18 protein-coding genes are annotated in these 24852 nt (G+C 64.6%); 9 read left to right on the forward strand and 9 right to left on the reverse strand.

Annotated elements, in window-relative coordinates:
- Positions 1-139: 139 nt before the first annotated feature.
- Both N8I74_RS12760 and N8I74_RS12765 read right to left on the reverse strand, forming a co-directional pair.
- The gene (locus N8I74_RS12760) at positions 140-5176 is read right to left on the reverse strand and encodes an RHS repeat domain-containing protein (RefSeq protein WP_263123488.1); all 5037 of its coding nucleotides are present in this window, start codon (positions 5174-5176) and stop codon (positions 140-142) included.
- Between the two features lie 237 nt (positions 5177-5413).
- Complete coding sequence (locus N8I74_RS12765; RefSeq protein ID WP_263123489.1) at positions 5414-6655, reverse strand: alpha/beta hydrolase family protein; 1242 nt, start codon at positions 6653-6655, stop codon at positions 5414-5416.
- 233 nt (positions 6656-6888) lie between these two features.
- On the opposite strand from N8I74_RS12765, the gene N8I74_RS12770 reads away from it, so the two are divergent.
- Positions 6889-7506 carry a LysE family translocator gene (locus N8I74_RS12770; protein ID WP_263123490.1) on the forward strand — a complete coding sequence of 206 codons (618 nt, stop codon included), beginning with the start codon at positions 6889-6891 and terminating at the stop codon, positions 7504-7506.
- Positions 7507-7539: 33 nt separating this feature from the next.
- On the opposite strand, the gene N8I74_RS12775 is transcribed toward N8I74_RS12770, so the two are convergent.
- Positions 7540-8352 carry a helix-turn-helix domain-containing protein gene (locus N8I74_RS12775; RefSeq protein ID WP_263123491.1) on the reverse strand — a complete coding sequence of 271 codons (813 nt, stop codon included), beginning with the start codon at positions 8350-8352 and terminating at the stop codon, positions 7540-7542.
- 249 nt (positions 8353-8601) lie between these two features.
- On the reverse strand, positions 8602-8865 hold the full coding sequence (locus N8I74_RS12780) for a hypothetical protein (RefSeq protein ID WP_263123492.1): 264 nt from the start codon (positions 8863-8865) through the stop codon (positions 8602-8604).
- 91 nt (positions 8866-8956) lie between these two features.
- Here N8I74_RS12780 and N8I74_RS12785 point away from each other — a divergent pair, with 91 nt between their 5' ends.
- The 6 genes from N8I74_RS12785 to N8I74_RS12810 all read left to right on the forward strand — a co-directional run bounded on the left by N8I74_RS12785 (position 8957) and on the right by N8I74_RS12810 (position 14830).
- The gene (locus N8I74_RS12785; RefSeq protein ID WP_263123493.1) at positions 8957-9409 is read left to right on the forward strand and encodes an organic hydroperoxide resistance protein; all 453 of its coding nucleotides are present in this window, start codon (positions 8957-8959) and stop codon (positions 9407-9409) included.
- A gap of 341 nt (positions 9410-9750) precedes the next feature.
- Positions 9751-12099 (forward strand): heavy metal translocating P-type ATPase, encoded by a 2349-nt coding sequence (locus tag N8I74_RS12790; RefSeq protein ID WP_263123494.1) that lies wholly within the window; start codon positions 9751-9753, stop codon positions 12097-12099.
- 30 nt (positions 12100-12129) lie between these two features.
- On the forward strand, positions 12130-12339 hold the full coding sequence (locus tag N8I74_RS12795) for a heavy-metal-associated domain-containing protein (protein ID WP_263123495.1): 210 nt from the start codon (positions 12130-12132) through the stop codon (positions 12337-12339).
- Positions 12323-12634, forward strand: coding sequence for a metal-sensitive transcriptional regulator (locus N8I74_RS12800; RefSeq protein ID WP_408611817.1), 312 nt, complete (start codon positions 12323-12325; stop codon positions 12632-12634). Before N8I74_RS12795 ends, N8I74_RS12800 begins: the two co-directional genes overlap by 17 nt.
- Before the next feature lie 109 nt (positions 12635-12743).
- Positions 12744-13838 (forward strand): YjgN family protein, encoded by a 1095-nt coding sequence (locus tag N8I74_RS12805; protein ID WP_263123496.1) that lies wholly within the window; start codon positions 12744-12746, stop codon positions 13836-13838.
- The gene (locus N8I74_RS12810; RefSeq protein ID WP_263123497.1) at positions 13835-14830 is read left to right on the forward strand and encodes a M48 family metallopeptidase; all 996 of its coding nucleotides are present in this window, start codon (positions 13835-13837) and stop codon (positions 14828-14830) included. Before N8I74_RS12805 ends, N8I74_RS12810 begins: the two co-directional genes overlap by 4 nt.
- A gap of 55 nt (positions 14831-14885) precedes the next feature.
- Here N8I74_RS12810 and N8I74_RS12815 read toward each other — a convergent pair whose 3' ends face one another.
- From N8I74_RS12815 to N8I74_RS12835, 5 genes are all read right to left on the reverse strand, one after another.
- Complete coding sequence (locus tag N8I74_RS12815; protein WP_263123498.1) at positions 14886-15020, reverse strand: hypothetical protein; 135 nt, start codon at positions 15018-15020, stop codon at positions 14886-14888.
- A 355-nt stretch (positions 15021-15375) separates the two neighbouring features.
- Complete coding sequence (locus N8I74_RS12820; protein ID WP_263123499.1) at positions 15376-17571, reverse strand: putative bifunctional diguanylate cyclase/phosphodiesterase; 2196 nt, start codon at positions 17569-17571, stop codon at positions 15376-15378.
- Between the two features lie 139 nt (positions 17572-17710).
- Complete coding sequence (locus N8I74_RS12825) at positions 17711-19516, reverse strand: M61 family metallopeptidase (RefSeq protein ID WP_263123500.1); 1806 nt, start codon at positions 19514-19516, stop codon at positions 17711-17713.
- Positions 19517-19522: 6 nt separating this feature from the next.
- Positions 19523-19933: an RNA-binding S4 domain-containing protein gene (locus N8I74_RS12830; RefSeq protein ID WP_308445856.1), complete on the reverse strand. Its 411-nt coding sequence runs from the start codon at positions 19931-19933 to the stop codon at positions 19523-19525.
- Positions 19934-20464: 531 nt separating this feature from the next.
- On the reverse strand, positions 20465-22408 hold the full coding sequence (locus N8I74_RS12835; protein ID WP_263123501.1) for a polysaccharide lyase: 1944 nt from the start codon (positions 22406-22408) through the stop codon (positions 20465-20467).
- A 388-nt stretch (positions 22409-22796) separates the two neighbouring features.
- Between N8I74_RS12835 and N8I74_RS12840 the strand changes: the two genes are divergently transcribed.
- Complete coding sequence (locus N8I74_RS12840; RefSeq protein ID WP_263123502.1) at positions 22797-22937, forward strand: hypothetical protein; 141 nt, start codon at positions 22797-22799, stop codon at positions 22935-22937.
- A 442-nt stretch (positions 22938-23379) separates the two neighbouring features.
- Complete coding sequence (locus N8I74_RS12845) at positions 23380-24774, forward strand: polysaccharide lyase (protein WP_263123503.1); 1395 nt, start codon at positions 23380-23382, stop codon at positions 24772-24774.
- Positions 24775-24852: the final 78 nt, after the last annotated feature.

Consider the following 24852-nt stretch of genomic DNA (forward strand, 5'->3'; position numbering starts at 1 on the left):
AGTTGGTCATCGATTTTTCGCGCGAATATGACTCGCCCATCATCATTGGAGCGCTTTAATAGATACCCTCTCTTTTTAAGTCCAGGCTGAATTTCATTTAATAAGCGCAAATCTATCTCCAACTTTAAAAAGGTGTGCCCTAATATATCGTATCAGAGCAGCGACCGCCTGAGCAGCCGCCGAGCTTTTCACTGTAGAACAAGGCTTGAATAGCCCACCCCACCGGGTTCGTCATTTCAAAAGTGGCGAAACCTCTTTGTGCCGCCAGTGAAACAAATTGCCTAGTAGCTCTACCACCAACCGCGGCATTGAGAGCAGCAATTACATTTCCTTGCTTGGCCAAGGAAACTCCTGCTTTCAATCCAATCTGTGCAGCCTTTTCAGCGGAAACAATGGAAACATTTCCTGATTTAATTGCAGTTTGAAGTACTGCTTTCTGTGCTGGTGACAGCTTACTTGTCAAGCCATCTTTTGTCTCGACTATGGCAATCATATCTCCCTTTTTCCCAATTGCGTCTATAACAGCTGGATTTGTCAAACCCTCGACAGTCACAGCAACCTGCTGCACTACTGTATAGCCTGCCCTTTCCAAGGCTTCAGCTGTAGCTTTTTCTGCGGCTTGCCAGCCAGCCTTTACCGCAGCCTCTCCCTCGCGCCCGTCCGGATCAATAAACTTCAACGGATTGCTGTTCGCATACCCATACCGATTGAACGAGTGGAGCGTGTTCCGACCCACCCAATCCACCGGGTCAATCGCCATGAACCGCCCCAGCACCGGGTCGTACCAGCGCGCCCCATAGTCGCTCAGCCCGATCCTGTCCTCATGCGGCTTGCCGGTGAACCACTGGGTGTTCTCGGTGGTGGCCCCCACCAGCTTCTCGCCGTACGGCCGGTAGTGGGTCCGCCACAGCAGTGTGCCGCTCTGGTTGGTCGCCGCCAGCGGGCTGCCGGCCGGGTCGCTGTGGTACCAGGTGGTGCTGCTGCCCTGGATGTCCGCCAGCTTGCTGCGGCCGTGGTAGATGAAGTCCTCGCTGCTGCCGGTGGCCAGGTCGATCTCATGGTACAGCAGCCCGTCGGCGCCGCTGAACGCCAGCCGGTTGAGGCCGTTGCCCTGGCTCAGCACCCGGGTGCCGCCACCGTCGTAGGTATAGGCGATCTGGCTGGCGGCGCCCTTGTTCACCCAGCGCAGGCTGCCGGCGGCGTCGTATTGGTAGGCCAGCCCGTCGCCCCGGGTGGTGACGTTGCCCCAGCCGTCGTAGCCCAGCGTGTAGCGCCGGCCGCCGGTGACGGTCTTGAGCTTCTGGCTGGCGTCGTAGCCGTAGTCCAGGCGCCAGGCGCCAAAGGCCTGGTGCTTGAGGTTGCCGTTGCCGTCGTAGCCGAGGCTGCCGTTGCCCCACACCGCCGGGGCGTTGGCCACGGTCAGCCGGTCCAGCCCGTCGTAGCCGAAGCTGCGGTTCCAGGCGGCGTGGGCGGTGTCGGTGATGGCGAGCACGTTGCCGTTGCCGTCGTAGTCCCAGCGGCTGTCGATCAGCGGCTGGGCCGCCGCCACCGCCTGTTGGTAGGCGGCCAGCGCCTGCTGGTAGGCCGCCAGGTCGGCCTGGTAGCGGGCATACGCCTGTTGCCGGGCGGTGTAGTCGGCCTGTTGTTGCTGGTAGTGGGCGTACTGGCCCTGCCAGGTGGCGTAGGCGGCGTGGTAGCTGTCCCACACCCCCACCCGGTAGCGCCAGTCGTCGGTGCAGGCGGCGACCGCGGCGGACCAGGTGCGCAGCGCGTTCTGGTAATAGCTGTCTTCGTGGCAGCGGCTGTGGTTACACACCGGTTTGGGGTGCTTGTACAGGCAGGCGCCGTTGCCGCTGCGCCACTCCGAGCCCTTGGCCTGCCAGTTGGCCACGCACGGTTCGTATTGATTGCGGCGCCATTCGAAGCGGGCCCGCTCCGCGCCGTCCGAGCTGCCTTGCGGTTCCGGGTAGGCGGCGCGGCAGCCCTGGTCGGCGTTCACCTCGTTGGGTTCGGGCACGCCCGGCTGCGCCGGCTGGGCCGGGGCGACCGGGGGGGCGCCGGGGGCGGCCACCGGGGCCGGGGCCACCGGCTGCGGCGGGATCTGCGCCTGGGCGGGGATCACCCGGTGCGCCACCGGCCAACCGCGGGCGTTGAACTCGGTATGGTCCTGGCGGCCGTTGGCGCCTTGCCAGCGCACCAGCTGGTGGCGCGCGTTGTACTGCAGCAGCGGCACCACCTCGCCCAGCCGGGTCGGCCGGCCGAACGCGTCCGGGGCCAGGTCCACCCGCCGGTTGCTCGGGTACACCACCGCGCTGCGCGCGTCGTGGGCGTCGTATTCGTGCTGCAGCGTCAGCGTCCGCCCCGCCGCCACCAGGGTTTCCGTGGTCAGGTTGTCGTTGGCGTCAAACGCTTGGCTGCGCTTGACCGTGCCGGTCTCCAGGCCGATCAGGTTGCCGTTGCCGTCGTAGCGCCGGCACACGCTCTCGGCGCTGCCGTCGCTGTAGCTCACCGTCACCAGCCGCTGCTGCGCGTCGTAGCCGTAGTTCACCTGCCCCTGGCTGCCCACCTTGCTGCTGATCAGGTTGCCCGCCGCATCGCGTCCCAGCACCGTGGTGCCGGTCTCCGGATCGGTGCGGCTCACCAGGTAGTGCCGGCTGTCGTAGCCCCAGCTGCGCGTCACCCCGTTCTGCCGTACCGTCCGCACCTTGCCCAGCAGGTCGCGCTCGATCTCGGTCACCGCCTCGGCCACCGGCGGCACCACCTTGATCAGCGCCTTGTCGTCCGGATCGCCGAACGCCTGGTAGAACGACGAGGTCTGGTAGCCGCGGGCATTCACTTCGGCCACCGCGCTGCCGCTGTAGCCATAGCTGCGGTAGGTACCGTCGGCGTGGGTCACCTGCGTGACGCGGTTGAGCGCGTCGTAGGCGGTGCTGTCGCCCACGCTCTGGTTGGGGTGGCTCTCGAAGGTCTGCCGCCCGGCCGCATCGAAGCGGCGGGTCACGGTGATGCCGTTGACGGTGCTGGCCACCGGCCGGCCGAAGCCGTCCCAGCTTTGGCTGTCACTGTAGCTGCCGCGGGTCAGTGTGCGGCCGGTGGCCTGCCAGCTGATCTGGGTGGCCGCCCCCTGTGGCGGCGTGATCGCGATCAACCGATTCATCGCGTCGTACTGGTAGCCGGTGGTGAGGCGCCGGCCATTGGTCAGGCTGGTGACGTTGCCGTAGTCGTCGACGGTGCGGGTGAGCGTGAGGTCGCTGCCCAGCGGGCAGGCAGCGTTGACCACGCCGGTGGCCACCGGCCGCACCTCGGTGCGCGGCAGGCCACGGTGGTAGTTGCTGTAGCGGGTGGTGAAGCCACGCGGGTCGGTGGCGCTGGCCAGCTGGCCGTCGGCCTGGTAGGTGAAGCTGCGCACCACGCCGTCGCGGGTCTCGCGCAGCAGGTTGCCCAGCGCGTCGTAGTCGCGGCTCAGGCTGCTGAAGGCCGGGGCGGTCTCGCTGGCGTGCACGGTCTCGCTGCGCACCTGGTCCATCAGCCAGCGGCCGGTATCGGTGAGGTAGCTGCGGCGGGTGACGCGGGGGTTGCCGGCATCGCCGGTCTCGACGATCAGTCCGACCCGGCCGTAGGGGTCGTGGCCGCTGTAGCGGGTGTGGAACACCTTGCCGTTGCGGGTGATGGTCTGGTCGGCCAGCAGCGGCACCGCACTGTCCGCCGCCGTGCAGTAGTGCTCGTTGAAGAACACCGGCTGCGGGCCGATCACCGCCTTGCGCCAGGCGTAGCGTTCGGTGTGCAGCCCTGCGACGTCCTTCTCCAGCAGCAATCCCGACTGCCAGACGTCCTGCGCGCAGTTCCGGATGTCGTACGGGGTGAAGAAGGTATAGCGGGTCACCCCGCTCGGCGCCGTCACCTGGCGTATGTTCGAGAAGGCGCCCTGGTTGCCCGGCGGCGTCGGCGAGTTGCGGGTGGGCACGATGGACAGCACCCCGTGCTGCGCCAGATCGTGATAGTGGTGGTACACCCAGCTGCCGCCGTCCGAGGTGGTCTTCCTGGCCAGGGCCGGCCGGGATTTTTCGCGGAAGTACGGCTCCCACGGGGTCGGGTTGCACTCGCTCCCCGCACACGGCAACTGCTCGATCGCACCGGCCACGAACCGGGTGTACGCGAACTCGGTGACGCCGCCGGTGGGGTAGCGCACGCTGCGGAACAACGGATAGCTGCTGCGGTTCCACGCATGGTCCGCCATGAAGACTTCCCAGTTGGTCCACTGCAAGTGCCAGGTCTGGTTGTCCGGCTGGGTCAGCACCACCGTGCCGTCCAATGGCACCAGGCCGCTGGAGAAGGTCTCGCCGACGTAGTCGATCTGCCAGCGCCGCCCACCGCTGGTCACCAGCGTCGGCCGCTGCTGCAGCCGGTTCCAGGCGATCTCGATACGGCGCCCGTCCGCCGCGTACATCCCGGTCAGCAGTTCATCCTGATAGCTGTAGGTGACCCGGTTGCCGTTGGCATCCACGCTGGCGCTGGGCAGGTGGTAGTTGAACGCCCCGCCGGCACCTTTGGCGAAGGCTTGCTTGCGGGGGTCGAAGCCACGCGGCGCCGCGAACACCTGGGGATCGATGGCCGCGGCGTACACCCGCTTCACGTCGCGCTGCACCACATCCAGGGTGTACACCGTGCCATCCGGTGACTTGAGCCATTGCGCCTGGGTAATGCCACCCATGCCGGTGTAGGCCGACAGCAGCCAGTTGCTGGCGGTGCGGTAGAGGTGGGTCCCAAGCTGGGGCGCTGCATGGAACAACTGGGTGCTGCCGTCCGGCAGTTCCAGCGTGTAAGTGGGCGGGCGTGATTGCGAGGGCGCGTTGTTGCCGCGCACCCGCACGCCATGGATGGGTTCGGTGAACGGTTCGAGCGTGTTGTGCTGCCAGAACAGTTGTAAGGAATCGCCGGCGCCGGGCAGGGTGAACAGCGGCAGGCTCAGCCGCACCCCGCCGGTGAGGACATCGATCTCGTCGATGGCCTGCCCCTCGCTGCCCCGGCGGGACGCGGCGTTGTCTTCGCTGTAATGATCCAGCGCCGTCACCGGCAACAGCCCGCCAGCCACGGTGGTGGGGGCGCCGGCAGCGGGAATGGCGAACACGGCGGCGGCCAGCGCCAGGCCGCGCAGTAAGGGGAGGCAGGGCGTCATCTTATTGGAATGGGAGTGGCAGGCCTGGGCAGGCGGGTGCACGGAAATTACGGGGGGTAGACGAACGAGGCAAGAATTTCATGACAAACGGGCAGGCATGGCCATGCACCCGCCACATGGAATAAACCAGCGCACCTGCCAGCACCGGCAATGCATCACCAGCAAGGGACAAAGTGCTGCCGCGGTACCGCCCGCTGAGGCCTGGCAGCAGCCGGTACCGCGGCAGCGCGGACTTACTTACTGACGCAGCAGGAAATCCATCTGCGGATAGCGTGCACGCGGCCGATCCAGCACCGGTGCGGGCTTGCCCTTCAGATACTTGTCGAAGAACTGCTGCGTGGTTTCGTTGATGATCCGCTGCACATAGTGCGGGGCCATATCGCCCCGCATGGCTTGCGTCGGCGGTGTGTCGAGCAGCACCAGGTCGGTGAAGTCGTAGTGGCTTGCGCCGTCGAGCCGGATCACGTAGCCCTCGCCCTTGATCAGTGCCTTGGCGCGCGGCACACGCTGGGTCACCAGATCGACAAAGCGCTGCGGATCGTCAAAGCCCCAATAAAGAGCAAGCTCCAGCAATTCCGCCTCGGTCTTGCCCTCGGGGAAGGTCTTGCTGGCGATCAGGTAGGCGAACGGTTGGCTGATGCCCAGGGACTGCGCCGGCGGTACCGGGTAGCCGTCCTGGTTGATGCCAGCCTTGAAGCGCGCATCGAGCGTCAAGGCCCGCGCGGTGGCGGCGCCACCATCCGAATGGCCGAACATGCCGACCCGCGCCAGATCGAGCCGGCCGGTGAAGCGGCCGCTCGCGTCGGCTTGGTTGAGCCGGTGCAGCTCGTCGAGCACGAATACGGCATCGCGGGCCATGATGTCGTAGTAGCCCGCCAGCACGTCATCCGACGGATAGATGAAACCACTGCCGGCATAGAACACCGGGCCGGTGCTGATGCTGATGCCCGTGCCCATGTAGGGATGGTTGAGCCCGACCACCACATAGCCCTGGCTTGCCAGCTCCTCGGCCTGGAAGGTGCTCTGGGTCGAGCGGCCGAAATTGCCGTGGCTGAACAGCAGCACCGGATACTGGGCACGGCGGCGCGAGAGGTCGGCCTCTTGTGCAGCATGGGTGCGCACGTGGCGGAAGGCACCCGCCTGCTCGGGCGTGAGGCCCAGTACCGGCGCGATTTCAGCGACCAGATGCTCGGCATGGGGGTGATACGGCGCGCGGTTGCGGTCGTTGTCGCGCTCATCGGCTGGGTACCACACCTCGATCGGCACCTCGCGACGATCGTTCGGGTCGGCGGTGAATGTCTCCTCACGGGCCGGGTCGGTCAGCGACAGGCTGACACGCCCGACATTGAAGGGACCATCGGGTTCGGGCAGTCGCATGGTCTGCGTGTCCTGCGGCGGGCACGAGGCCGCCCCGGGTGCGGCGGCCTGAGCGCCGGCAAGCAGCACCGTGGCCAGCAACGCGGTGATCAACTGATGCATGGGTTACTCCTCCTTGTTGTAACGGGGTCGGTCCCCGGTCCCGGCCGGCGTGTCCATGCGCGGCACGGGGCAACGATTTTGGCCAGCCGGGGCGACCCATGCCAGCCGCATCCTACACGGGCACCGAAAGCACGGATGAACGGCTGCCCCGAGCAATGGGGCGGTGCGCAATTTCGTGCAATCCCTTGGCTGGCCACTGCCGGCAGCATCGGCACTTTCACCATGAGGTGCGCATGGATCCCTTGTCTTCCCTTGCCGTGCTGGCCGTTGCGCATGGCGCCGCCCTGCTCAGTCCCGGGCCCGACTTCGTGCTGGTGACGCGCGGCACCCTGCGGCATGGCGCCCGCCACGGCATGGCACTCAGCATGGGCATTGTGCTGGCCAACGGCGTCTATATCACGCTGGCGCTGGCCGGCATTTCGCTACTGCAGCGTCATCCTTCGTGGGCTGCGGCGTTGCGCTGGGGCGGTGTCGCCTATTTGGCAGTGACCGGCTGGCATTTGCTGCGGGCCGTGTCACGCAGTGACGCCACAACACCTGCCACGGCGGCGTACCCCCAAGCCATGCTCGGCGGCGTGCTGCATGGGCTGGCCGCCGCCATGCTCAATCCCAAGAACGCGGTGTTCTATCTGGGGCTGCTGGCCGGCGTCGTCGACGCTGCCACACCGACCTGCTGGCGCTGGGCATTCGGTGCGTGGATGGCGACGGCCGTACTGGCGTGGCATCTTGCATTGGTCGCCGGCTGCCGCCATCCAGGCATCGCAACCGCGCTGCAACGGCGCCTGTCGTTGGTCGATCGGCTGGCCGGGGCCGCCTTGCTGGGGCTTGCGGCGCTGCTGGCCATCGGTTGAGCCACAGCACGTGGCGGCATGCAGATACCTTGGCTATGCCGGGGCCGACACCAGGCCCTGACCCCGATACCGTTGCGGTGTCGTTGCCATCCGCGCTTTGAAGGCACGCTGGAAATGGCTCTGGTCGGCAAATCCCACCGCCAATGCCACCTGGGCAAGCGGCAGTGCCGGATCGCGCAACAGGTGGCGGGCCTGCCTGATCCGCAGATCGGTCAGGCAGGCATGAGGTGTCAGGCCGTAGCGTGCCTTGAAACGGCGTATCAGATGGTAGCGGCTCAACCCTGCCAGTTCCGCCAGTGCGGCAAGCGATACGTTGTCAGCCGCGTGCGCCTGCAGGTAGTCGAATACCCGCGCCACGCGGTGGTCCGCGCCGGACCGCACTGGTCGCGCCACCGCACCACCGGCACGGACGGCCTGAACCCACGCATGCAGCAGCGCGGTCTCCTTGGCCAGCACCGACACGGCGGGATCGAGCAACAGCAAGGCGGTGCGGTGCCAGCAGCGGTACAGCGCAGGCACCGCGGCGAACATCGGTGGCTGCATCGCAGTCCATGGTTCCAACGCGTGTTCGACCCATCCGGCGTCGAAATAGAACATCCGATAGCCCCAGCACAGCCCTGGTGCAGGGTTGCAGGCATGCACCTGCGCCGGTGGGATGCATACCCATTGCCCGGCACACAGCGGCCGGCATGTGCCGGCCACGCTGAGCGTGCTATGCCCGGCATCGATCAGGCCGACCGACCAGGTATCGTGGGTATGCTCCCGATAGCAGGCGGCGCTGTCAGTGGCACTGCGCAGTTCCAGCCAGGGCAATGCAGCATCGCGCAGGAAGACGGGATGGGACATGGGCAGATGACAGGCCGCGCAATGAAGGTCGGCTCAGTGTAGCGGCGCGGCCCGCTGCGGCCCAACATGCGGGCGCGCCGATCTGCGGCCGCACCGGTTGCCAAGCCATGGTCTGCCTCCATCAGCCACAGCAGTTGGGAGCCGGCAGTGCCCCTGCTGCAGTGCTCCCTTCTCCATCATGCACATCATCTGCAGAGGTACCGCGGTGCTGCAAAAACCGGCCTGTGGGAGCGGTTTTTACAAACAGGCTCACATGCCCAGGTCGTCCGAGGCATCGCGCCGCTGGCGGCGCCGCTGCTCGCTGACCGTGGGATCGCTCGCCACATAGTTGCCCTCGCCGCGCTCGCGCGTGGACGGGTCGTCATTACGCACACGGTCCACCGCGGTCTCGTCGCCTAAGCTTTCGCTGTCGACATGGGTTCCGGTATCGACCGGGCGCACCTGGGCCGCGCGGTCGGCCGGATCGCTGGCGACGGCGCGGTGGGGCTGCCGTTCGGAAGATGGCGTGTTCATGTCGGCTCCTTGAGAAATCGCCGGCACACGCCGGCGGTGCCTTTCCAAGCAACCCCCATGCCGGGCATGCAGCCCGGCCAGGAGCCATGCGATGAGCGATATTCTGTACACCGCCGAAGCCGTTGCGCAGGGCGGGCGCGAAGGCCGGATCAAGTCGTCCGACGGCGTGCTCGATCTTGCGCTTGCCATGCCCAAGGAACTGGGCGGCCCCGGCACGGCGGCCACCAACCCCGAACAGCTCTTCGCGGCGGGCTATGCCGCCTGCTTCGAATCGGCGATCCGGTTCGTGGCGCGACAGCAACGGATCCAGCTGCAGACGCTGCAGGTGAGCGCCCGTGTCGGCATCGGCAAGCGCGAAGCCGGCGGATTTCAGCTTGCCGTCACCCTGACCGCGGCGTTCTCCGGCCTCGATGGCAAGCAGGCGCACGCCCTTGTCAACACTGCCCATGAGGACATCTGCCCGTATTCGCACGCCACGCGCAACAACGTGCCGGTGACCCTGGTGGTAACCGACGCCGAAGGGCATCCGTTGTCGAACGGCTAGTGCCGTTGTTCCCAGGAAGCGGATCGGGCCCCGGTGTGCATTGCGGCATGCCGCGGCGCCGATCGCGCCTGCAGTTTCTCCCAGGCAACGGGGACGTCTGCACGCCCCCTGCCTGCTGCACCCTCCCCCACCAGGCCCGCCTCGGATTGCCGTGGTGACATGCGTGCCGGCAAGGCATCGGTTGCAACAGTGCCGCGGAGGTGGAGCAGCCACATACAACGCTGGTCGCAACAGATCCCCCCGCCGCGCCGCTGGCTTGGATCGGGTCGCCGGGCGCTTGCTATATACCCCCATGGGGTTTATTATACCCCCATATGGTATATACACCACGGACCCCGACGATGAACCAATCAGTGACCGTTCCCATTTCCGGCATGACCTGCGCTGCCTGCGCCACGCGGATAGAAAAGGTCCTCAACCGCCAGCCGGGGATCAGCGCCTCGGTCAATTTCGCCACCGAGACCGCCCACGTCACACTGGATGGTGCCACGTTGCCGCAAGTGGAAGCCGCCATCCGCAAAGCCGGCTACGAGGTGCTCCGCCAGACGCTTGAGCTGGCTGTCTCCGGCATGACCTGCGCCGCCTGTGCCAGCCGCATCGAGAAGGTGCTCAACCGCCAACCCGGTGTGACGGCTGCGGTCAACTTCGCCACCGAAACCGCCCGCATCGAATTCCTGCCCGGTGCATTCGACATGGATGAGGCCGTCGCCGCGATCCGCAAGGCCGGCTACGATGCCCGGCCCGTTTCCACAGATACCCCCCCTGCCCATGATGAGCGGGCGCTGCGTCGGGCCTGGTATGCCTTCGGGCTCGCCGCCGTGCTCAGCGCACCGCTGATGGTGGAGATGGTCGTGATGATGCTGGGCGCAGGACACGAATGGGTGCCGCGGCCACTGCAGATGGTGCTTGCCACCCTGGTGCAGTTCACCGTGGGTCTGCGTTTCTATCGCGGCGCCTGGCATGCGCTGCGCGGTGGCGGGGCCAATATGGACGTGCTGGTCGCGCTGGGCACCACCATGGCCTGGGCCTACAGCAGCGTGGTCACCCTTGCCGGCTGGCACCATCAACACGTCTATTTCGAGGCGGGTGCGGCAGTGATCGCGTTGGTGGTGCTCGGCAAGCTGCTGGAAGCACGGGCCAAGGGGCGCACTGCCGGTGCGATCGCGCAGCTGCTGGCGCTGCAGCCCAAGACCGCCCGGGTGCTGCGCGGGCAGCAACTGGTCGAGGTGCCGATCGCCCAGTTGCAACCGGGCGACGAGGTAGTGATACGCCACGGCGAGCAGGTGCCGGTCGACGGCCAGGTGCTGAGCGGCCAGGCCGCGCTGGACGAGGCCATGCTGACCGGCGAGTCGGTGCCTGTTGCCAAGGCCCCGCACGACAAGGTCTACGCCGGCACGCGCAATGTGGAAGGCACGCTCACGGTGCGGGCCGAGGGCGTGGGCGGCAGCACCCAGCTTGCCGAGATCGTCCGCCTGGTCGGGCAGGCGCAGGGCTCCAAGGCGCCGATCCAGCAACTGGCGGACCGGATCTCGGCGGTATTCGTACCGGTGGTGGTGGTGATCGCGCTGCTCACGTTCGTGGTCAGCTGGATCTGGCTGGGCGATCCGGCCGTGGCGTTGATGCATGCGGTGGCGGTGCTGGTGATCGCCTGCCCCTGCGCACTGGGACTGGCGACGCCGACCGCGGTGATGATGGGGGTGGGCCTGGGCGCGCGCCAGGGCATCCTGTTCCGCAATGCCGAAGCGCTGGAGCGCGCCGGCAAGCTCTCGGTGCTGGTGGTGGACAAGACCGGCACGTTGACCGAAGGCCGCCCGACGGTGACCGCGGTGCAACCCGCCGCGGGCAGCGATGCGGGGCGGCTGCTGCAATGGGTGGCAAGCCTGGAAGCCGGGTCGGAACATCCGTTGGCCCGCGCGGTGCTGGAGCGGGCCCAGGCCGAGGGGCTGCCGCTGCTGCCGGCGGACGGTTTTCGCGCCGAGCCGGGGCACGGCGTGCTCGGCCTGGTCGAAGGGCATCAACTGCGCGTGGGCACCCCGGATTGGAGCGTGCCGCTGGACGAGGCGCAGCGCGACGCCGTGGCTGCGCTGGCGAGCCGGGGCCAGACCGTGGTCAGCGTGGCGGTCGACGGCGCATTTGCCGGCCTGATCGCGCTGGCCGACGCGGTCCGCCCCAGTTCGCGCGCCGCCATCGAAGCCCTGGCAGGCCAGGGCGTGCGGGTGGTGATGCTGACCGGCGACAACGCCGACACGGCGGCCGCCGTCGCGCGCGAGCTGGGCATCGCCGAATTCCGGGCCGGCGTCAAACCGGCGGACAAGGCCAACGCCGTCACCGAATTCAAGGCAGGTGGCGCACTGGTCGCGATGGCTGGCGACGGCGTCAACGACGCCCCGGCGCTGGCGGCCGCAGACGTGAGCTTTGCAATGCGCTCGGGGTCGGACGTGGCGATCGAGGCAGCCGACATCACGTTGATGCACAACGATCTGGCGCACGTGGCCGCCGCGATCTCGCTCTCGCGCTCGACGCTGCGCAAGATCCGGCAGAATCTCTTTTTCGCCTTCTTCTACAACGTGCTGGGCATTCCGCTGGCCGCGTTCGGCCTGCTCTCGCCGGTGTTCGCCGGTGCCGCGATGGCGGCAAGCTCGATTTCCGTGGTCAGCAATGCGCTGCTGCTCAAGCGCTGGCGGCCTTGATTTCCCCACCCACTCTCAGGAGCACACACCATGCAACAGATCGACATCCGTATTGAAGGCATGACCTGCGGCGGCTGCGCCGCCTCGGTCACCCGCGCGCTCAAGGCCGTGCCGGGCGTGGAAGAAGTCAATGTCTCGCTCGCCCCGGGCCAGGCCCAGGTGCGCTTCGACCCTGCGGACACCGACCGCAAGGAGCTGGAACAGGTCATCGAGGAAGCCGGATATGACGTCGTCCGCTGATATGTGCTGCAGCGGTGACGATCCACGCCGCGTCGAACGTGACAACAAGCCCGCGCTGATCAGCCGCCTGAACCGGATCGAAGGCCAGGTCAGGGGCATCAACAGGATGGTGCAGGAGGACCGCTACTGCATCGACATCCTGACCCAGGTCGCCGCTGTGAAATCGGCATTGGACAGCCTGGCGATGCAACTGCTTGAAAGCCATGCACGGGGCTGTGTCGCCGATGCGGTCGCCGCCGGCGACGGAGCCGCTGCGATCGACGAGCTGATGCAGGTGGTCCGCAAGCTGCGTTAAGCCAACCTCTCTGGCATGGTCTGGCGTCGGCGGCACCAGCGGTGATTGCTTACTGTAGCGAAAGCGCCTACGCTGTCGCGGTGCGCCAAACCATGACAGGGGGATAACCATGCACAGCCACGCCGGTCTTGCCAATCATGCACCGACTCCGAACCGCTGGCCGCTGCGCTTCCATGGGCGCGGGGGGGAGTATTTCCGGATCTGGATCGTCAATCTGGTGCTCAGCGTGCTCACGCTGGGCATCTATTCCGCCTGGGCCAAGGTACGGCGGTTGAAGTACTTCTACGGCAGCACCGAACTGGCCGGCAGTACCTTCGACTACACCGCACAGCCAATGGCCATCCTCAAGGGCCGACTGCTGATGATCGCGCTGCTGGCACCGCTCTATCTGCTGTCCATGGTGCATCCGGTCGCGCCGCTCGTGCTGGCGGCCACGGTATGGCTGGCGATGCCCTGGATCGTGGTGCGCTCGCTGAGCTTCAACCTGCGCCATACCCGTTACCGCAATGTCGCCTTCGGTTTCAATGGTCGGATCGGTGATGCCTACCTTTACTTCCTCGCGCTGCCGCTGCTGTTGATTCCCACGCTGGGGCTGGCCTGGCCTTTCGTGCAACATCAGCAGCGCCGCTTCATCACCGACAACGTGCGCTTCGGCACGCAGCAGTTCGCGATGCGACCCGCCGTCGGCGCCTACTACATGGTGTATCTGATCTCGCTGCTGAGCAGCATCGGCCTTGTGGTCATACTGGGATTGCTGGTCGGGCTGGCCGGGCTGGCATTTGGACTCAGCGGCATCGACTACGCCAGCTTCCAGAAATCGCCCAGCCAGTACGGCTTTGCGATGGCAGGCCTCGCCGCGATGTATCTGCTGATGATCGGATCCTTGGCGGTGCTGGGCCAATGTACCCGGATGATGATCCTCAACACCGCATGGAACCATACCGAAGTGGCCGACTGCCGGTTCGAAAGCAAGATCAGCCTGCCGGGCTATGCCTGGGCGCTGATCAAGCACATGCCGCTGTTTGTCCTCACCCTGGGCCTGGCGGCGCCCTGGGTCACCATCGCGCTGGCACGCTACCGGATCGAGCATATGGCAGTCTTGGCACCGGATGACCTGAGCGGCTTCGAAGCGGACCGGCAGCAGGCGGCTTCGGCCACCGGCAGCGAAGCGGGCGACCTGCTGGATGTGGATCTGGCGCTATGACCGGTGGCATTCCGGCCCGTTACTTCGATGGCCGCAGCAGTAGCGCACAGGCGGTGACATTGCGGCGCGACGGTACCATGTTGCGCATGGACGGGCTGGCGCTGCCGCAGCGTTACCGGCTGGGCGAAGTGATCCTGGAACCCCGGCTGGGACGACAACCGCGCCGGCTGCAGCTGCCTGACGGCGGCTTGTGTGAATGCGACGATCATGCCGGTTTGGCGACCATCCTGGCCCGGCGCGAGGAACGCCTGTTCCGGCTGGAGCAGCACTGGCGCTTCTCGCTGTACGCCGTGCTGATCCTTGTGATCGGTGTGGGCGCGGCCTATCTGTGGGGGCTGCCGCTGGCGGCACGTGGCGCGGCGACACTGACGCCCGCAGGGCTGGAACGCGCATTGGGCGAGCACAGTTTCAGCAGCCTGGAACAGTCAGGGATCGCGCTCAAGCCCAGCCGGGTGTCACCGGCGCGCCAGGCGGTACTGCGGCGCGCCTTCGCCGGCCTCGTGCCCCCCGACAGCCGACATCGCTATGTCCTGCATCTGCGTGACGCCGGCACGCTCGGCGCCAACGCCTTCGCCCTGCCCGGCGGTGTGGTGGTGCTGACCGACCAATTGGCCGCCATTGCCAGCGATCAGGAAGTGGCAGCGGTGCTCGCGCATGAGATCGGCCACGTGGAACACCAGCATGGCCTGCGCATGCTGTATCAGAGCGCCGGTATCGGGCTGGCGCTGGCCGCGCTGCTGGGTGATGCCCCATCGGCGGCGACCACGGTGGTGGGCATGGGGTCGATGCTGCTGGAGCTGGGCTACTCGCGCGACGCCGAACGCGAGGCCGACGCCTTCGCCCAGGCGCAGCTCGCCCGGAACGGCTTGCCGCCCCGGCTGCTTGCCAGTGCATTGCGCAAACTGGCGCAGGCCCATGCCGGCGCTGAGGTGCCGGCATTGCTCTCGTCCCACCCGGATACCGCCGAGCGCATCGAGGCACTGTCGCGTTGAGAGCATGCCGTCGGAACGGTCCGGTGGTGCCGCCGGCAAGACAGCTTGCGGCGCTTCAACGCAGCACCAGGTAGCGCGCGATACGGCGCAGCAGCTCGCCCAGCGTGCCGCGTTCGATGCAAGACAGTTTGTCATCCTCCACCGCAGTGTTTTCATCGGGCGGTGGCAGGCGATCGTGATAGGAAATCATACGAAGTCGTCCTTTCAATGGGCGGCAGGCCAGCGGCATGCCCGTCAGGACACGCCATGCCGCGATAGGGATATAAATGCCTGCGAGCCCGACCGTGCCGGCAGCGACAGATCGGGGCGAAGCCAAGGTCGGGCGCCGCAAAGGCGACAACCGGATTCGCAAAGGCTGGGATGCCACACCACGCAGCGAGTCCCGGTGTAAAGACGCGGGGCCATGGGCTGTGCAGCGGCATCGCGATGGCCGCAGGCAAAGGAAAAGCCGCCGGAGCGGCGCTGGCGCGCTCCGGAGACAGTACAGAGCTTACGTGGAACGGCAGCGGGGGACGGTTGTGAAGTGCTTCAGCAAGCGCACCGGGTCAGCGGCGGTCGACCGCGCGCAGGCCAAGCAGCGATTGGGGCAGGTCGGCCGGCGGCTGATCGTAGACCGACATGTCCGGCGGGGTGTAGGGCAGCATCGGCGCCGAGAGATACCACGTCTTGAACTCGTCGGCCTGCATGGGCTTGGCAATCAGATAGCCCTGGGCCTCGTCGCACCCCATGACTGCCAGCGCCTGCCATACCGATTCGGTCTCCACCCCCTCGGCGACCACCTGCAGGCCCAGGATATGCCCCAACTCGATGATGGAGCGGACAATGGAGACGTTCTCGAACTTGTGATCGAGCGCGTTGACGAAGGAGCGGTCGATCTTGAGCTCGTGCACCGGCATCTGCGCCAGGTAGGCGAATGACGAGTAACCGGTCCCGAAATCATCGATCGACAGCCGCACACCGAGCATTCGCAGCCGCTCCAGGTTGGCCAGCAGCTCCTTGGGCCGGTTCATCACCCCGGTTTCGGTGATTTCGAGACACAGCATGTCCGGGTTCGCACCCAGCCGCGCCAGGGCCTCTTCGATGAAATCGACAAAATCCGTGTCCTCCGCATCGCTCATGCCGATGTTGACCGAGACGGTGAGACGGATGTCCTGCGCGCTCCAGCTTACCGACCGGGCCAGCACATCATGGATCACCCACTGCGTGATGGCGCGCAGGCGGCCGGTCTGTTCGGCGAACGGGATGAAATCGCCCGGTGGGATCCAGCCGCGCTCCGGGTGACGCCAGCGGACCAGTGCCTCGGCACTGTCGATCTCGCCGTCCTTCATCCGGATCTTGGGCTGGTAGCACACGACGAACTGGTTTTCCGCCACCGCATTGCGCAGATCGGACAGCAGCGCCAGCTGCGTCTGGCGGTTCTGCTCGAAGCCCGGATCGTAGACCACGTGATTCTGGTGCAGCCGTTTGGCCGCATACATCGCCACCTCGGCGTGGCGCAACAGCAGATCACCCGAATCGCCATGCTCCGGATACAGTGCCACGCCGATGCTCGCGCCCAGATCCAACCGCTGGCCGACCACCACCACCGGTTGGGCCAGCAGCGCCTCGATCCGGCGCAGCCGTTCCGGCAACAGCGCCGCGGTGGTATTGGGGAACAGGATGGCATATTCGTCGCCGGAGAGCCGCGCGCAGACCTCGCCGCCGCCGCTCAGCGCCGCCGCCAGCCGCCGGCCCAATGCCGCGATCGCGGCGTCGCCCACCTGATAGCCCAGGTAGTCGTTGATGTATTTGAACTGGTCCAGATCGAACAGCACCACCGCGAAATGTGCCGGCTCACCGGCCAGATGCGCTTCGACGGCCTCGATCAGGCGGGTCCGGTTGGCAAGGCCGGTCAACGGGTCGACGAAGGCCAGCCTGAGCATCTCGCGCTCACGTTCGGCCACGGCGCCGCTCATGGTGTTGAAGCTGCGGGCCAGTTGGCCGAGCTCATCGCCGCTGCGCCAGGCAACGCGTGCGCTGTAGTCGCCCGCTTCGATGCGCCGTACGCCGGATACCAGCGCCGCGACCGGGCGCGAAAGCTGCCAGGTGAGCAGCAGCGAGAGCATCACGCCGATCAGGAAGGTGGCCAGCCCTATCGCCAGCGATTGCTGCAGTGCCTGGTTGAGCTGGGCGGCAATGTAGTCGAGGCTGACATCCACCCCGATCAGATAGGGGCGGCCATCGGCCGTGACACCCGGGACGAACAACGAACGGAAATGGCCGTACTGGTCGGTGTATTCGATAAAGCGCGGCTGGCCGGTGGCAAGGATGTCGCGCAGCACAGCGACCGGCCCGTTGTATTCGGCGAAGTAATGCCCGTAGCGGCCCTGCGCGACCTCGCCCGGGCTGGCGCTGTCCATCAGATAGACCAGCTTGTCGCCCACTGGGGCGAACACATACAGGTAGCGCAAGCCGACAGCCTGGCAATAGCGGTCGAAGTCAGCGAGCCAGCGGCGATACTCGGCCGGCGGGATATCGTCTGCGGTGCGGGCGCGGCTGAGGAAGTCGCGCGGCAGCATCAATGGCGCCGCCGCCGCGGCGCTATGCAGGCGTTGGTCGATTTCCTGCCGGATCGCGCTCGATTTGAGCGTGTAGGCGTAGTAGCTGTAGGCGCAGGTGGCGACAAGGCTGATCAGCACGAACACCACCAGGATCTTGCCGCGGATGCTGTTGGCAAATCCCCAGCCGAGCTTGACGCTCATCTTGCGCTCCCCCTGAGGCATGACGGCAACATGCCATTACGTGTTCAGGCCTGCCATTGTTGATCAACCCCGAAACGCTTGACCAGCAAAAGCAGGCAGATGTGTCGGAAAGAACCCAGCAGTGCACCCCGTCACTGCGTCAGTCGCGCCCCAGCCAGGCGCGGCGCTGCGCAAGCCGGGCGGCGTCGGCATGCTGATCGGGCCGTAATCCCCAGGTGTCGGTCGGTGCCGGCAGCAGGGTCAACTGCCGCTCGCACAGCTCATCGCGACGGAAGGCATGCACCTTGAGCGTGGTGCCGGCGGGCCATGCGGCCAGTTGTCCTTCCAGGTTGCCGCTAGTCACCCGCAGGCCCTCGATCGCCACCAGCACGTCGCCTGCGGCAAGGCCGGCCGCCTGTGCCGGGCCGCCATCGAAGACGTGCGTCAGCTTGACGCCGCCGGCCTCGGCCGCGGTGCGCGCGCCGAGGGTGTTGCCGGGCGCGCGGATCTCCTGCCAGCCCCCCTTGTCCGTCGCGCCGGCGATGGGCCGCAACTGGCTTTCCACCCCCACTTCGGCCAACAGGCGTGCCAGCGGCAACGGTTCGGTGGTACGCAGGGCCTGCTCGAAGAACGCGGCAAGGTCGAGGCCGGCGACCTCGCTTGCCAGCTGCTCCCAGTCCGCCTCGGGCACGCCCTCGCCGCGTGTCTCGAAATCGTGCCCGTAGCGCTGCCAGAGCACGCGCATCACATCGTCCAGGCTCCTGGCACCGGCGGTACGGCTGCGCAGGGTCAGGTCCAGGCAGAGCGCGGCCAGCGCCCCCTTGGTGTAATAGCTCACCTGCGCATTGGGGCTGTTCTCGTCCTGCCGATAGTATTTGATCCACGCATCCAGGCTCGCCTCTTCCAGCGTCTGCTTCAGGCGCCCGGGGCCGCGTTCGACCTGCGTCATGGTCTGTGCCAGCAGATCGAGATATTCCTGCACCGGGATCAGGCCGGTGCGCACCAGCGTCAGATCGTCGTAGTACGAGGTGATGCCCTCGAACGCCCACAGCAGCCGGGTGTAATTCTCCCGTTGCAGATCATAGGGCGCGAATGCCGCAGGCTTGATCCGCTTGACGTTCCAGCTGTGGAAGTATTCGTGGCTGCACAGCCCCAGGTACTGCCGGTACCCCGGCTTGATCCCGGTCTCGTGCGCCAGCGGCAGGTCATCCCGGCTGGCCAGCAGCGCCGTCGACGCCCGATGTTCCAGGCCGCCGTAGCCATCGCCGGTGACCATGGTCATGAACACATAGCGGGAGAACGGCGCCGGCGCGCCAAAGAGGCCGATCTGGTATTCGCAGATCTTCTTCAGATCGCGCTTGAGCCGCTTGAGGTCGGCGCGCTGGCGTCCGGCGATCACGATCTCATGCGGCACACCCGCCACCGTGAACGACTCGCGGGCGAACTCCCCCATCTCCACCGGATGATCGATCAGCTCGTCGTAATCAGCCGCACGATAGCGGCCGAAGGCACCGGGCCTGGCACCATCGGTGTTCAGGCTGGTCGCCACCCGCCAGCGCGCCCTGCCGGCCGGCGGCGACAACTCGACGGTGCACGGCTGCGTTTCCTGCCCCGCCACCGCGAGAAACACACTGGTGCCGTTGAAGAAACCGCGTGTCTCATCCAGATAGGCACCGCGGACCGACAGATCGAATGCATAGACGCGATAGGTGACGACCAGCGGCTTGCGCGTCGGCGCTGCCCGCCAGCGGTGCTTGTCAAGCTTGGCAATCTCGATCGGCTTGCCATCGGAACTCGCCTCGATCGTCACGATATGACGTGCGAACTCGCGGATCAGGTAGCTGCCGGGAATCCATACCGGCAGCCAGAGCACCTGCCCCGCGGAATCGGGCCGGGCAATGGTCAATGTCACATCGAAATAGTGACCGGCAGGATCGGTGGGCACGAGGTGGTAGTGGAGCGACATGCGACGTCAATCCTTGCTGTGTTTGTGATCGAATCGGTCGAGCTGCCGCCGCCATTTCTTGGTGGGGCGCCCCTTGGAAAGCGGGTGTTCGAACTGTGGCGCCAGCGCCTGTTCCAGTGCCGCGGCTTCGCGCCGGGCCATGCTGTCGGCGGTTTCCTGATACAGCAGGCGCGCCTGCTCGGCCGGGCCGCGACGATCCGACAATGCCGCCACCGTGACCTCGAATTCGCCGTGCGCCGTGCGGATGCGCAACCGGTCGCCCAGGCGCAGCACCCGTGCCGGCTTGGGCCGCTCGTCGTTGACCTGGACATGCCCACCCTCGATCGCCCCGCTCGCCAGCACCCGGGTCTTGAAAAAGCGGGCCGCCCATAGCCATTTGTCCAGCCTGACTTTGTCGTTGTCGGTCATTGTTGCCATAGCGATCAATCAAAACCGGATGGTACTACGGCGCTTTCGCAGCTGTCCCCGCCCCGGGCCGACGCCGAAGGCGGCCCCACGGCAGCCGGCGCACTGCGCCGCCGCTGGCTGCCATCCGGTATAGATCGTGCCATGCGGTGCTGTGGCGATGCAGGGCTCTGCCCGGCGCCACATCCGGCCAAGCGCGGCACCGTCAGCTGCGCGATGGCGGGAGCCCACATCAATCGGGAGGCTGCATCCAGTGTGACGGGAATCGGCATCTGGACGCCGGCGGCAAGGGGCATGGACCCGCGCGGCGCCAGGTGAAGCGGCAGATGCGCGCGCGGCACGGCAATCCGCCCTGGCGCCCTGCCAGCTGGTGCGCCCCTCCCGGGTACGGCTGGCATGGGGGCACATCATGGGAATGCTGGTGCACCTGTGGTGGCATCCATGGCCGGGTACCTCGCCAAGCATGCCGGATCTGCCCGCCGGCCCCCTCTGGGGAGGCCAGCCGGGCGTGAGTGCCCCCGGGGACCGGGGGCACGACGGCGTTCAGCCTGGGGAGCAGGCCAGCGCGATCCACTTCTCGCCGTTATCCAGCCTCGGGGAATACACGCCGACGTGTACCTCGGGCAGGTTCGAGGCCAACGGATCGACATTGGCCCCCACGTAGTAGCGGGCCTTGAAGTAGCAATGGCGGCTGTTGTCGACGCGGTAGACCAGGCTGCCTTCGGCATACGTGCTCCCCGCCTGCCACAGCGTATAGCCAGGGCGCGGATCGGGCAGGACCGGCGCCGGCCTGGCGGTATCGACCAGCGCCAACGGCGAGCCGGTGGAGACGCGCACGTCGTCGAAGTAGGCATACTGGTCGGTGGGCGGCGCCCAGTCGCTGGTCGAACCGCCGAAGAAGGTGTGGAACACCAACGCATCGATGCCCACCGCCGCGCCTTCGCGCCATTTCATCCCGGTCAGCGTCAGCACCGGTTCGCCGTCAAGCCAGGACTTGAGTGTGCCATTGGCCTGACCCGCGTCGTTGAGCCTGACCTCCTGGGTGAGGGTATGCCAGCGGCCTGCCTCGAACCGCTTGGTGTAGCTGAAATAGTCGCCACAGCGCTCCGCCTTGCCGGGAAAGTACAGGTATTGGAACGCCAAGCCCTGTTCACGCCACATGCTGCGGGTGGTGAAACCGTCGAAGGTGCCGTTGTCGATGCAGCCCGTGGGGGTGTCGGCACCACCCAGGCCCGGCAGCTTGCCGCCTTTGACCCACAGGAAGGCATTGTCGAAGCGCACCTTGTACTGCAGGAACAGGTGGTCATGGCCAGCCGGCAGCGGCACATCGAACACGCTCGCGGAATTGCCGCCGATCTCGCCCCCCTTGTAGGTCACCCGCAGCACCTTGTTGGCGCTGTTGTCCGGGTCGGCAACGACGGCGACACGACCCGCCGCCACGCCGGACGAACCGGACGGTGCAATGCGCCAGTCCGCCTGGAACTGGCTGGGACCGTAGGCCCCGATCGGGTGAGGGTCAAAGCGTACGTCGAGCAGGGCACTGCCGGGGGACGGCGGCGGTGCGCTGACCGTCACCGAACGACTTTGGCCGATGAAAACGGGGTCACCCTCGTTGTAGTAGAGCCGGATCAGGTAGGTATGCGTGCCGGGCGTGACATCCTGCAAGGTGGTCTGCCCACTCCAGACATAACCGTCGACGCAGAAAGAGCCGGCACAGCTGCCGGTGAACCGGGAACTGGCGTGCGGCCCGCTGGCAACGACACGACCATCCTCCACCACTTCCCAACGCAGGATGGCCGGATAGCGGATCAGATCGCTCTGCCAGGACACCGAGACGGTGTTGCCGGTGGCAGACAGGTCAAGGTACTGGAATTGGGTCCGCGGGACACTAGTCGGCGTTACTGTGGATGTCGGTGTCGGCGTCGGCGTCGGCGTCGGCGTCGGCGTCGGCGTCGGCGTCGGCGTCACGATGCCGCACACGCCCACCTCCTTCCATACCCCCCAGGTGCCGCTTTGTGCGGGATTGTCACCCTGGGTCCACCACTTGGCCTCGTAGTTGCGTGTGCCATGGGTGACGCGCTGGCCGGAGGTATAGGCCATGCTGCTGAGCCACGCAGGATGACAGTTACCGACCGGGGTTGGCGTGGGGGTCGGGAGTCCATGCGTCGGCGTTGGTTGGGCGGTCACGGTCGGCGTCGGGATGGCCGTAGGGGTCGGGGTGGGCACCGATGTGGGTACCGGCGTAGCGGCGTCGCAGTCGCCGCCGCTTTGCCACAACGTGGGGCTGGCCACGGGGTTCCAGTTGGTGCCGACATAGGCAGTATGCGTGCTGCGCGCCGTGTAATTGGCGCCTGCGTAGCTGACGACGTCGCCCGCGGTATAGGTATTTCCTTCCGCCCAACTGCCGCGGCATGCGGCTTGGACATCAATGGCCAGCGCAAGCAAGGCGCAACCGGACAACCACCGCGATAACGGTGCTCGCTTCATCTCCATCCTCCTGGTCCGGCTACGCTGGCTCCGTTTTGAACGACCCATGCCGGCATGCCTTGCCGTGCTCAGGTCACGTTTCGCATTGAGCGTGGAACAGGAACATTCCCTCGTCAAGTGACATGGGTCGGAGACGTACGTTGTCTTGCACGCATCCAGGTATACCAAGGATTAACTGTGAAACTTCAATAGGTTGTACCGGGATTGACTTGGGTAGGCTGTTTGAAGACGGTCAAGCAAATGACCAAAGGCGACTGAGCGCGACACAAGCCGGGCTGGCGCGGGGGCGATGCCACTGACGGCGCTGAGGTGACTGGGCCGCTATCTTGGCAGAAGAGAGACCGCGCCGAGCATTGCCTCTTCAGGCTGGACACACTTGCGGCGCGCCGTGAAGTCGGTCAAGGCCGCGCTCATCGTCGGGTTGCAGCACCGCAGGCTGCTGATCGAGTTCATCTCCATGCACTCGTTCGTCTCGGCCGCTGCCATCAGTCGCGTATTGGCCCATACCGGGCTGCCGAGGAGATTCTGACAAAATACTGAACGTACCCAACGATCGTCGTATAGTTGTAAGTGCAGTAGTTCACACAGCAAGCAATGATTCTGACAAAAATTTAGTATAAACTGACTTAAAAAATTATATAAAACAACATATAAATAAAGATAAAAATAAAATCAAACTGGAATTATGCTGACATGCTTCCATCATAATGATGACAAATTTTGAAATATTATTTAGGGGTGACGGAGGAAAACATGTATCAGAATTTCAACAGGATTTTTAGTACGGTAGCGGAACAGAAGGCGCGGGAAGACTGTTTCTCAAGCTTGCAAGATTCTAAGAATTAGTAGACATCAATCCATTTATTAAAAATATAGAATAATTTGAACATATAAATTCGAAACATCATGCATTACTCTTTTTTATTCGTATAGATTTGCAACCCGTGCAAACCCTTACAAGGAGATTTTTTATGTTTAGAATGAAGCATGTATTTATGTTGACCCCCTTATTCATTTCTACTTTGGGACATGCAGATGTCGGGCTTGGATATCAATCCCTTTCCAACAATGGTGGATTTGAAAGTTGGAGTGACGGAATAGGACTTGCCAATGGATGGACCAATGAAAGCACAGCACAGATTGTATCTCTGCACAAAGTAACAGGGCCCGTATATCAGGGAAATTATGCTCAATTTTTGGAGGTGAACCTGAGCAATGGTGGTCTTGCCATATTTAGCCAAGAAATTGATGTAAGCAACCTTCAGGCAACAAAAGCTTTCAACGCATTTGTATATACGTATCCTTATGAATTGATCAATGCAAGAGTATTCCTCAAACTCACATTTAAAGATGCAAATGGAAATCAACTAGCAAATTATCACACCACTAATTTTGGCAGCAGATATTACCTCACAAGCGCAGACAATCCGCAGGAATGGCGAAGCCAATGGCTCAGGCCCAATGGGGGAATTCCTGCAAATGCAAAGACCGTAAAATTAAGCCTGATTGCAGAACAGGTCACCGGCGGTACACCAGGATATGCCAAGCTCGTCATTGACGAAGCGCATTTCCATACCACGCAGCTATTGAACTCCAAATTCGGCATCCTTAATTTTACCGAATGGACTGGCAAGGAAGTCTTTCCCAGCGCCTCGTCATTACAAATCCAGGATCTAATCAGGCGTGTTCCCCGGGGACATGCCTTGAAATCGACGATTGCCGATTCGGAGTTGGAAGTAAGCGAAGGAGTCAGGGCAGAAGTCAAGCGCTCAGAACTTGCCCAGAAAGGGGATGAACAATGGTTTGGCTTCAGCACCTATGTCCCTTCCGATTGGGTTTTTGAACCGGTAGGCCCTACTTGGGGCCCACTGGTAGCGCAATGGCATAGTATTACCGACCCGGGAGAAGGCTCCCTCCCCCCAAGTCTTGCGCTGGTAATTAAACACAGCAAATGGTCCGTAGAGAAACGCTGGGACAATAAACAGATAACCGTAAATACCGGGAATACATCTGTAAACTACCAGGCATTACAACCTATTGTGGGTTTGCCCGCCAATATTCTTGATATAGAGAAGGGCGTATGGACAGACTGGGCGTTCCATGTGAAATGGGATTGGCGGTCTGTGGCCGAGGGTGGGCAGGGCTTCGTACGGGTTTACAAAAATCAGCAAAAAATCATAGAAATCAACGAGCCTAATATGTACAACAATATTGCAAAGAATTACTTCAAGGCTGGCCTCTATGACTACAGATGGAACCCCGTGGGAATGCAATCTGCGGCCCCTCATTCAAGAACCATTTTTCTGGATGAATTCCATATCATGGACGAGAACGGAAGCTTGATTGCAGTTTCCCCTTCCAATTAACCCATCTGTAAAAAAATCGAGGGCACTGTTTCAACAGTGCCCTCGAATCCATTTGGAAATACTCACTACGACGCCACA

The organism is Chitiniphilus purpureus (assembly GCF_025642115.1).
GTDB classification, from domain to species: Bacteria; Pseudomonadota; Gammaproteobacteria; order Burkholderiales; family Chitinibacteraceae; genus Chitiniphilus; species Chitiniphilus purpureus.

Coding starts and splice junctions, on each gene's coding strand:
- N8I74_RS12790 (WP_263123494.1), top strand. CDS start 9,751: ATGAACCAATCAGTGACCGTTCCCATTTCCGGCATGACCTGCGCTGCC.
- N8I74_RS12800 (WP_408611817.1), top strand. CDS start 12,323: ATGACGTCGTCCGCTGATATGTGCTGCAGCGGTGACGATCCACGCCGC.
- N8I74_RS12830 (WP_308445856.1), bottom strand. CDS start 19,933: ATGGCAACAATGACCGACAACGACAAAGTCAGGCTGGACAAATGGCTA.
- N8I74_RS12810 (WP_263123497.1), top strand. CDS start 13,835: ATGACCGGTGGCATTCCGGCCCGTTACTTCGATGGCCGCAGCAGTAGC.
- N8I74_RS12835 (WP_263123501.1), bottom strand. CDS start 22,408: ATGAAGCGAGCACCGTTATCGCGGTGGTTGTCCGGTTGCGCCTTGCTT.
- N8I74_RS12820 (WP_263123499.1), bottom strand. CDS start 17,571: ATGAGCGTCAAGCTCGGCTGGGGATTTGCCAACAGCATCCGCGGCAAG.
- N8I74_RS12775 (WP_263123491.1), bottom strand. CDS start 8,352: ATGTCCCATCCCGTCTTCCTGCGCGATGCTGCATTGCCCTGGCTGGAA.
- N8I74_RS12815 (WP_263123498.1), bottom strand. CDS start 15,020: ATGATTTCCTATCACGATCGCCTGCCACCGCCCGATGAAAACACTGCG.
- N8I74_RS12785 (WP_263123493.1), top strand. CDS start 8,957: ATGAGCGATATTCTGTACACCGCCGAAGCCGTTGCGCAGGGCGGGCGC.
- N8I74_RS12760 (WP_263123488.1), bottom strand. CDS start 5,176: ATGACGCCCTGCCTCCCCTTACTGCGCGGCCTGGCGCTGGCCGCCGCC.
- N8I74_RS12805 (WP_263123496.1), top strand. CDS start 12,744: ATGCACAGCCACGCCGGTCTTGCCAATCATGCACCGACTCCGAACCGC.
- N8I74_RS12780 (WP_263123492.1), bottom strand. CDS start 8,865: ATGAACACGCCATCTTCCGAACGGCAGCCCCACCGCGCCGTCGCCAGC.
- N8I74_RS12795 (WP_263123495.1), top strand. CDS start 12,130: ATGCAACAGATCGACATCCGTATTGAAGGCATGACCTGCGGCGGCTGC.
- N8I74_RS12770 (WP_263123490.1), top strand. CDS start 6,889: ATGGATCCCTTGTCTTCCCTTGCCGTGCTGGCCGTTGCGCATGGCGCC.
- N8I74_RS12845 (WP_263123503.1), top strand. CDS start 23,380: ATGTTTAGAATGAAGCATGTATTTATGTTGACCCCCTTATTCATTTCT.
- N8I74_RS12825 (WP_263123500.1), bottom strand. CDS start 19,516: ATGTCGCTCCACTACCACCTCGTGCCCACCGATCCTGCCGGTCACTAT.
- N8I74_RS12765 (WP_263123489.1), bottom strand. CDS start 6,655: ATGCATCAGTTGATCACCGCGTTGCTGGCCACGGTGCTGCTTGCCGGC.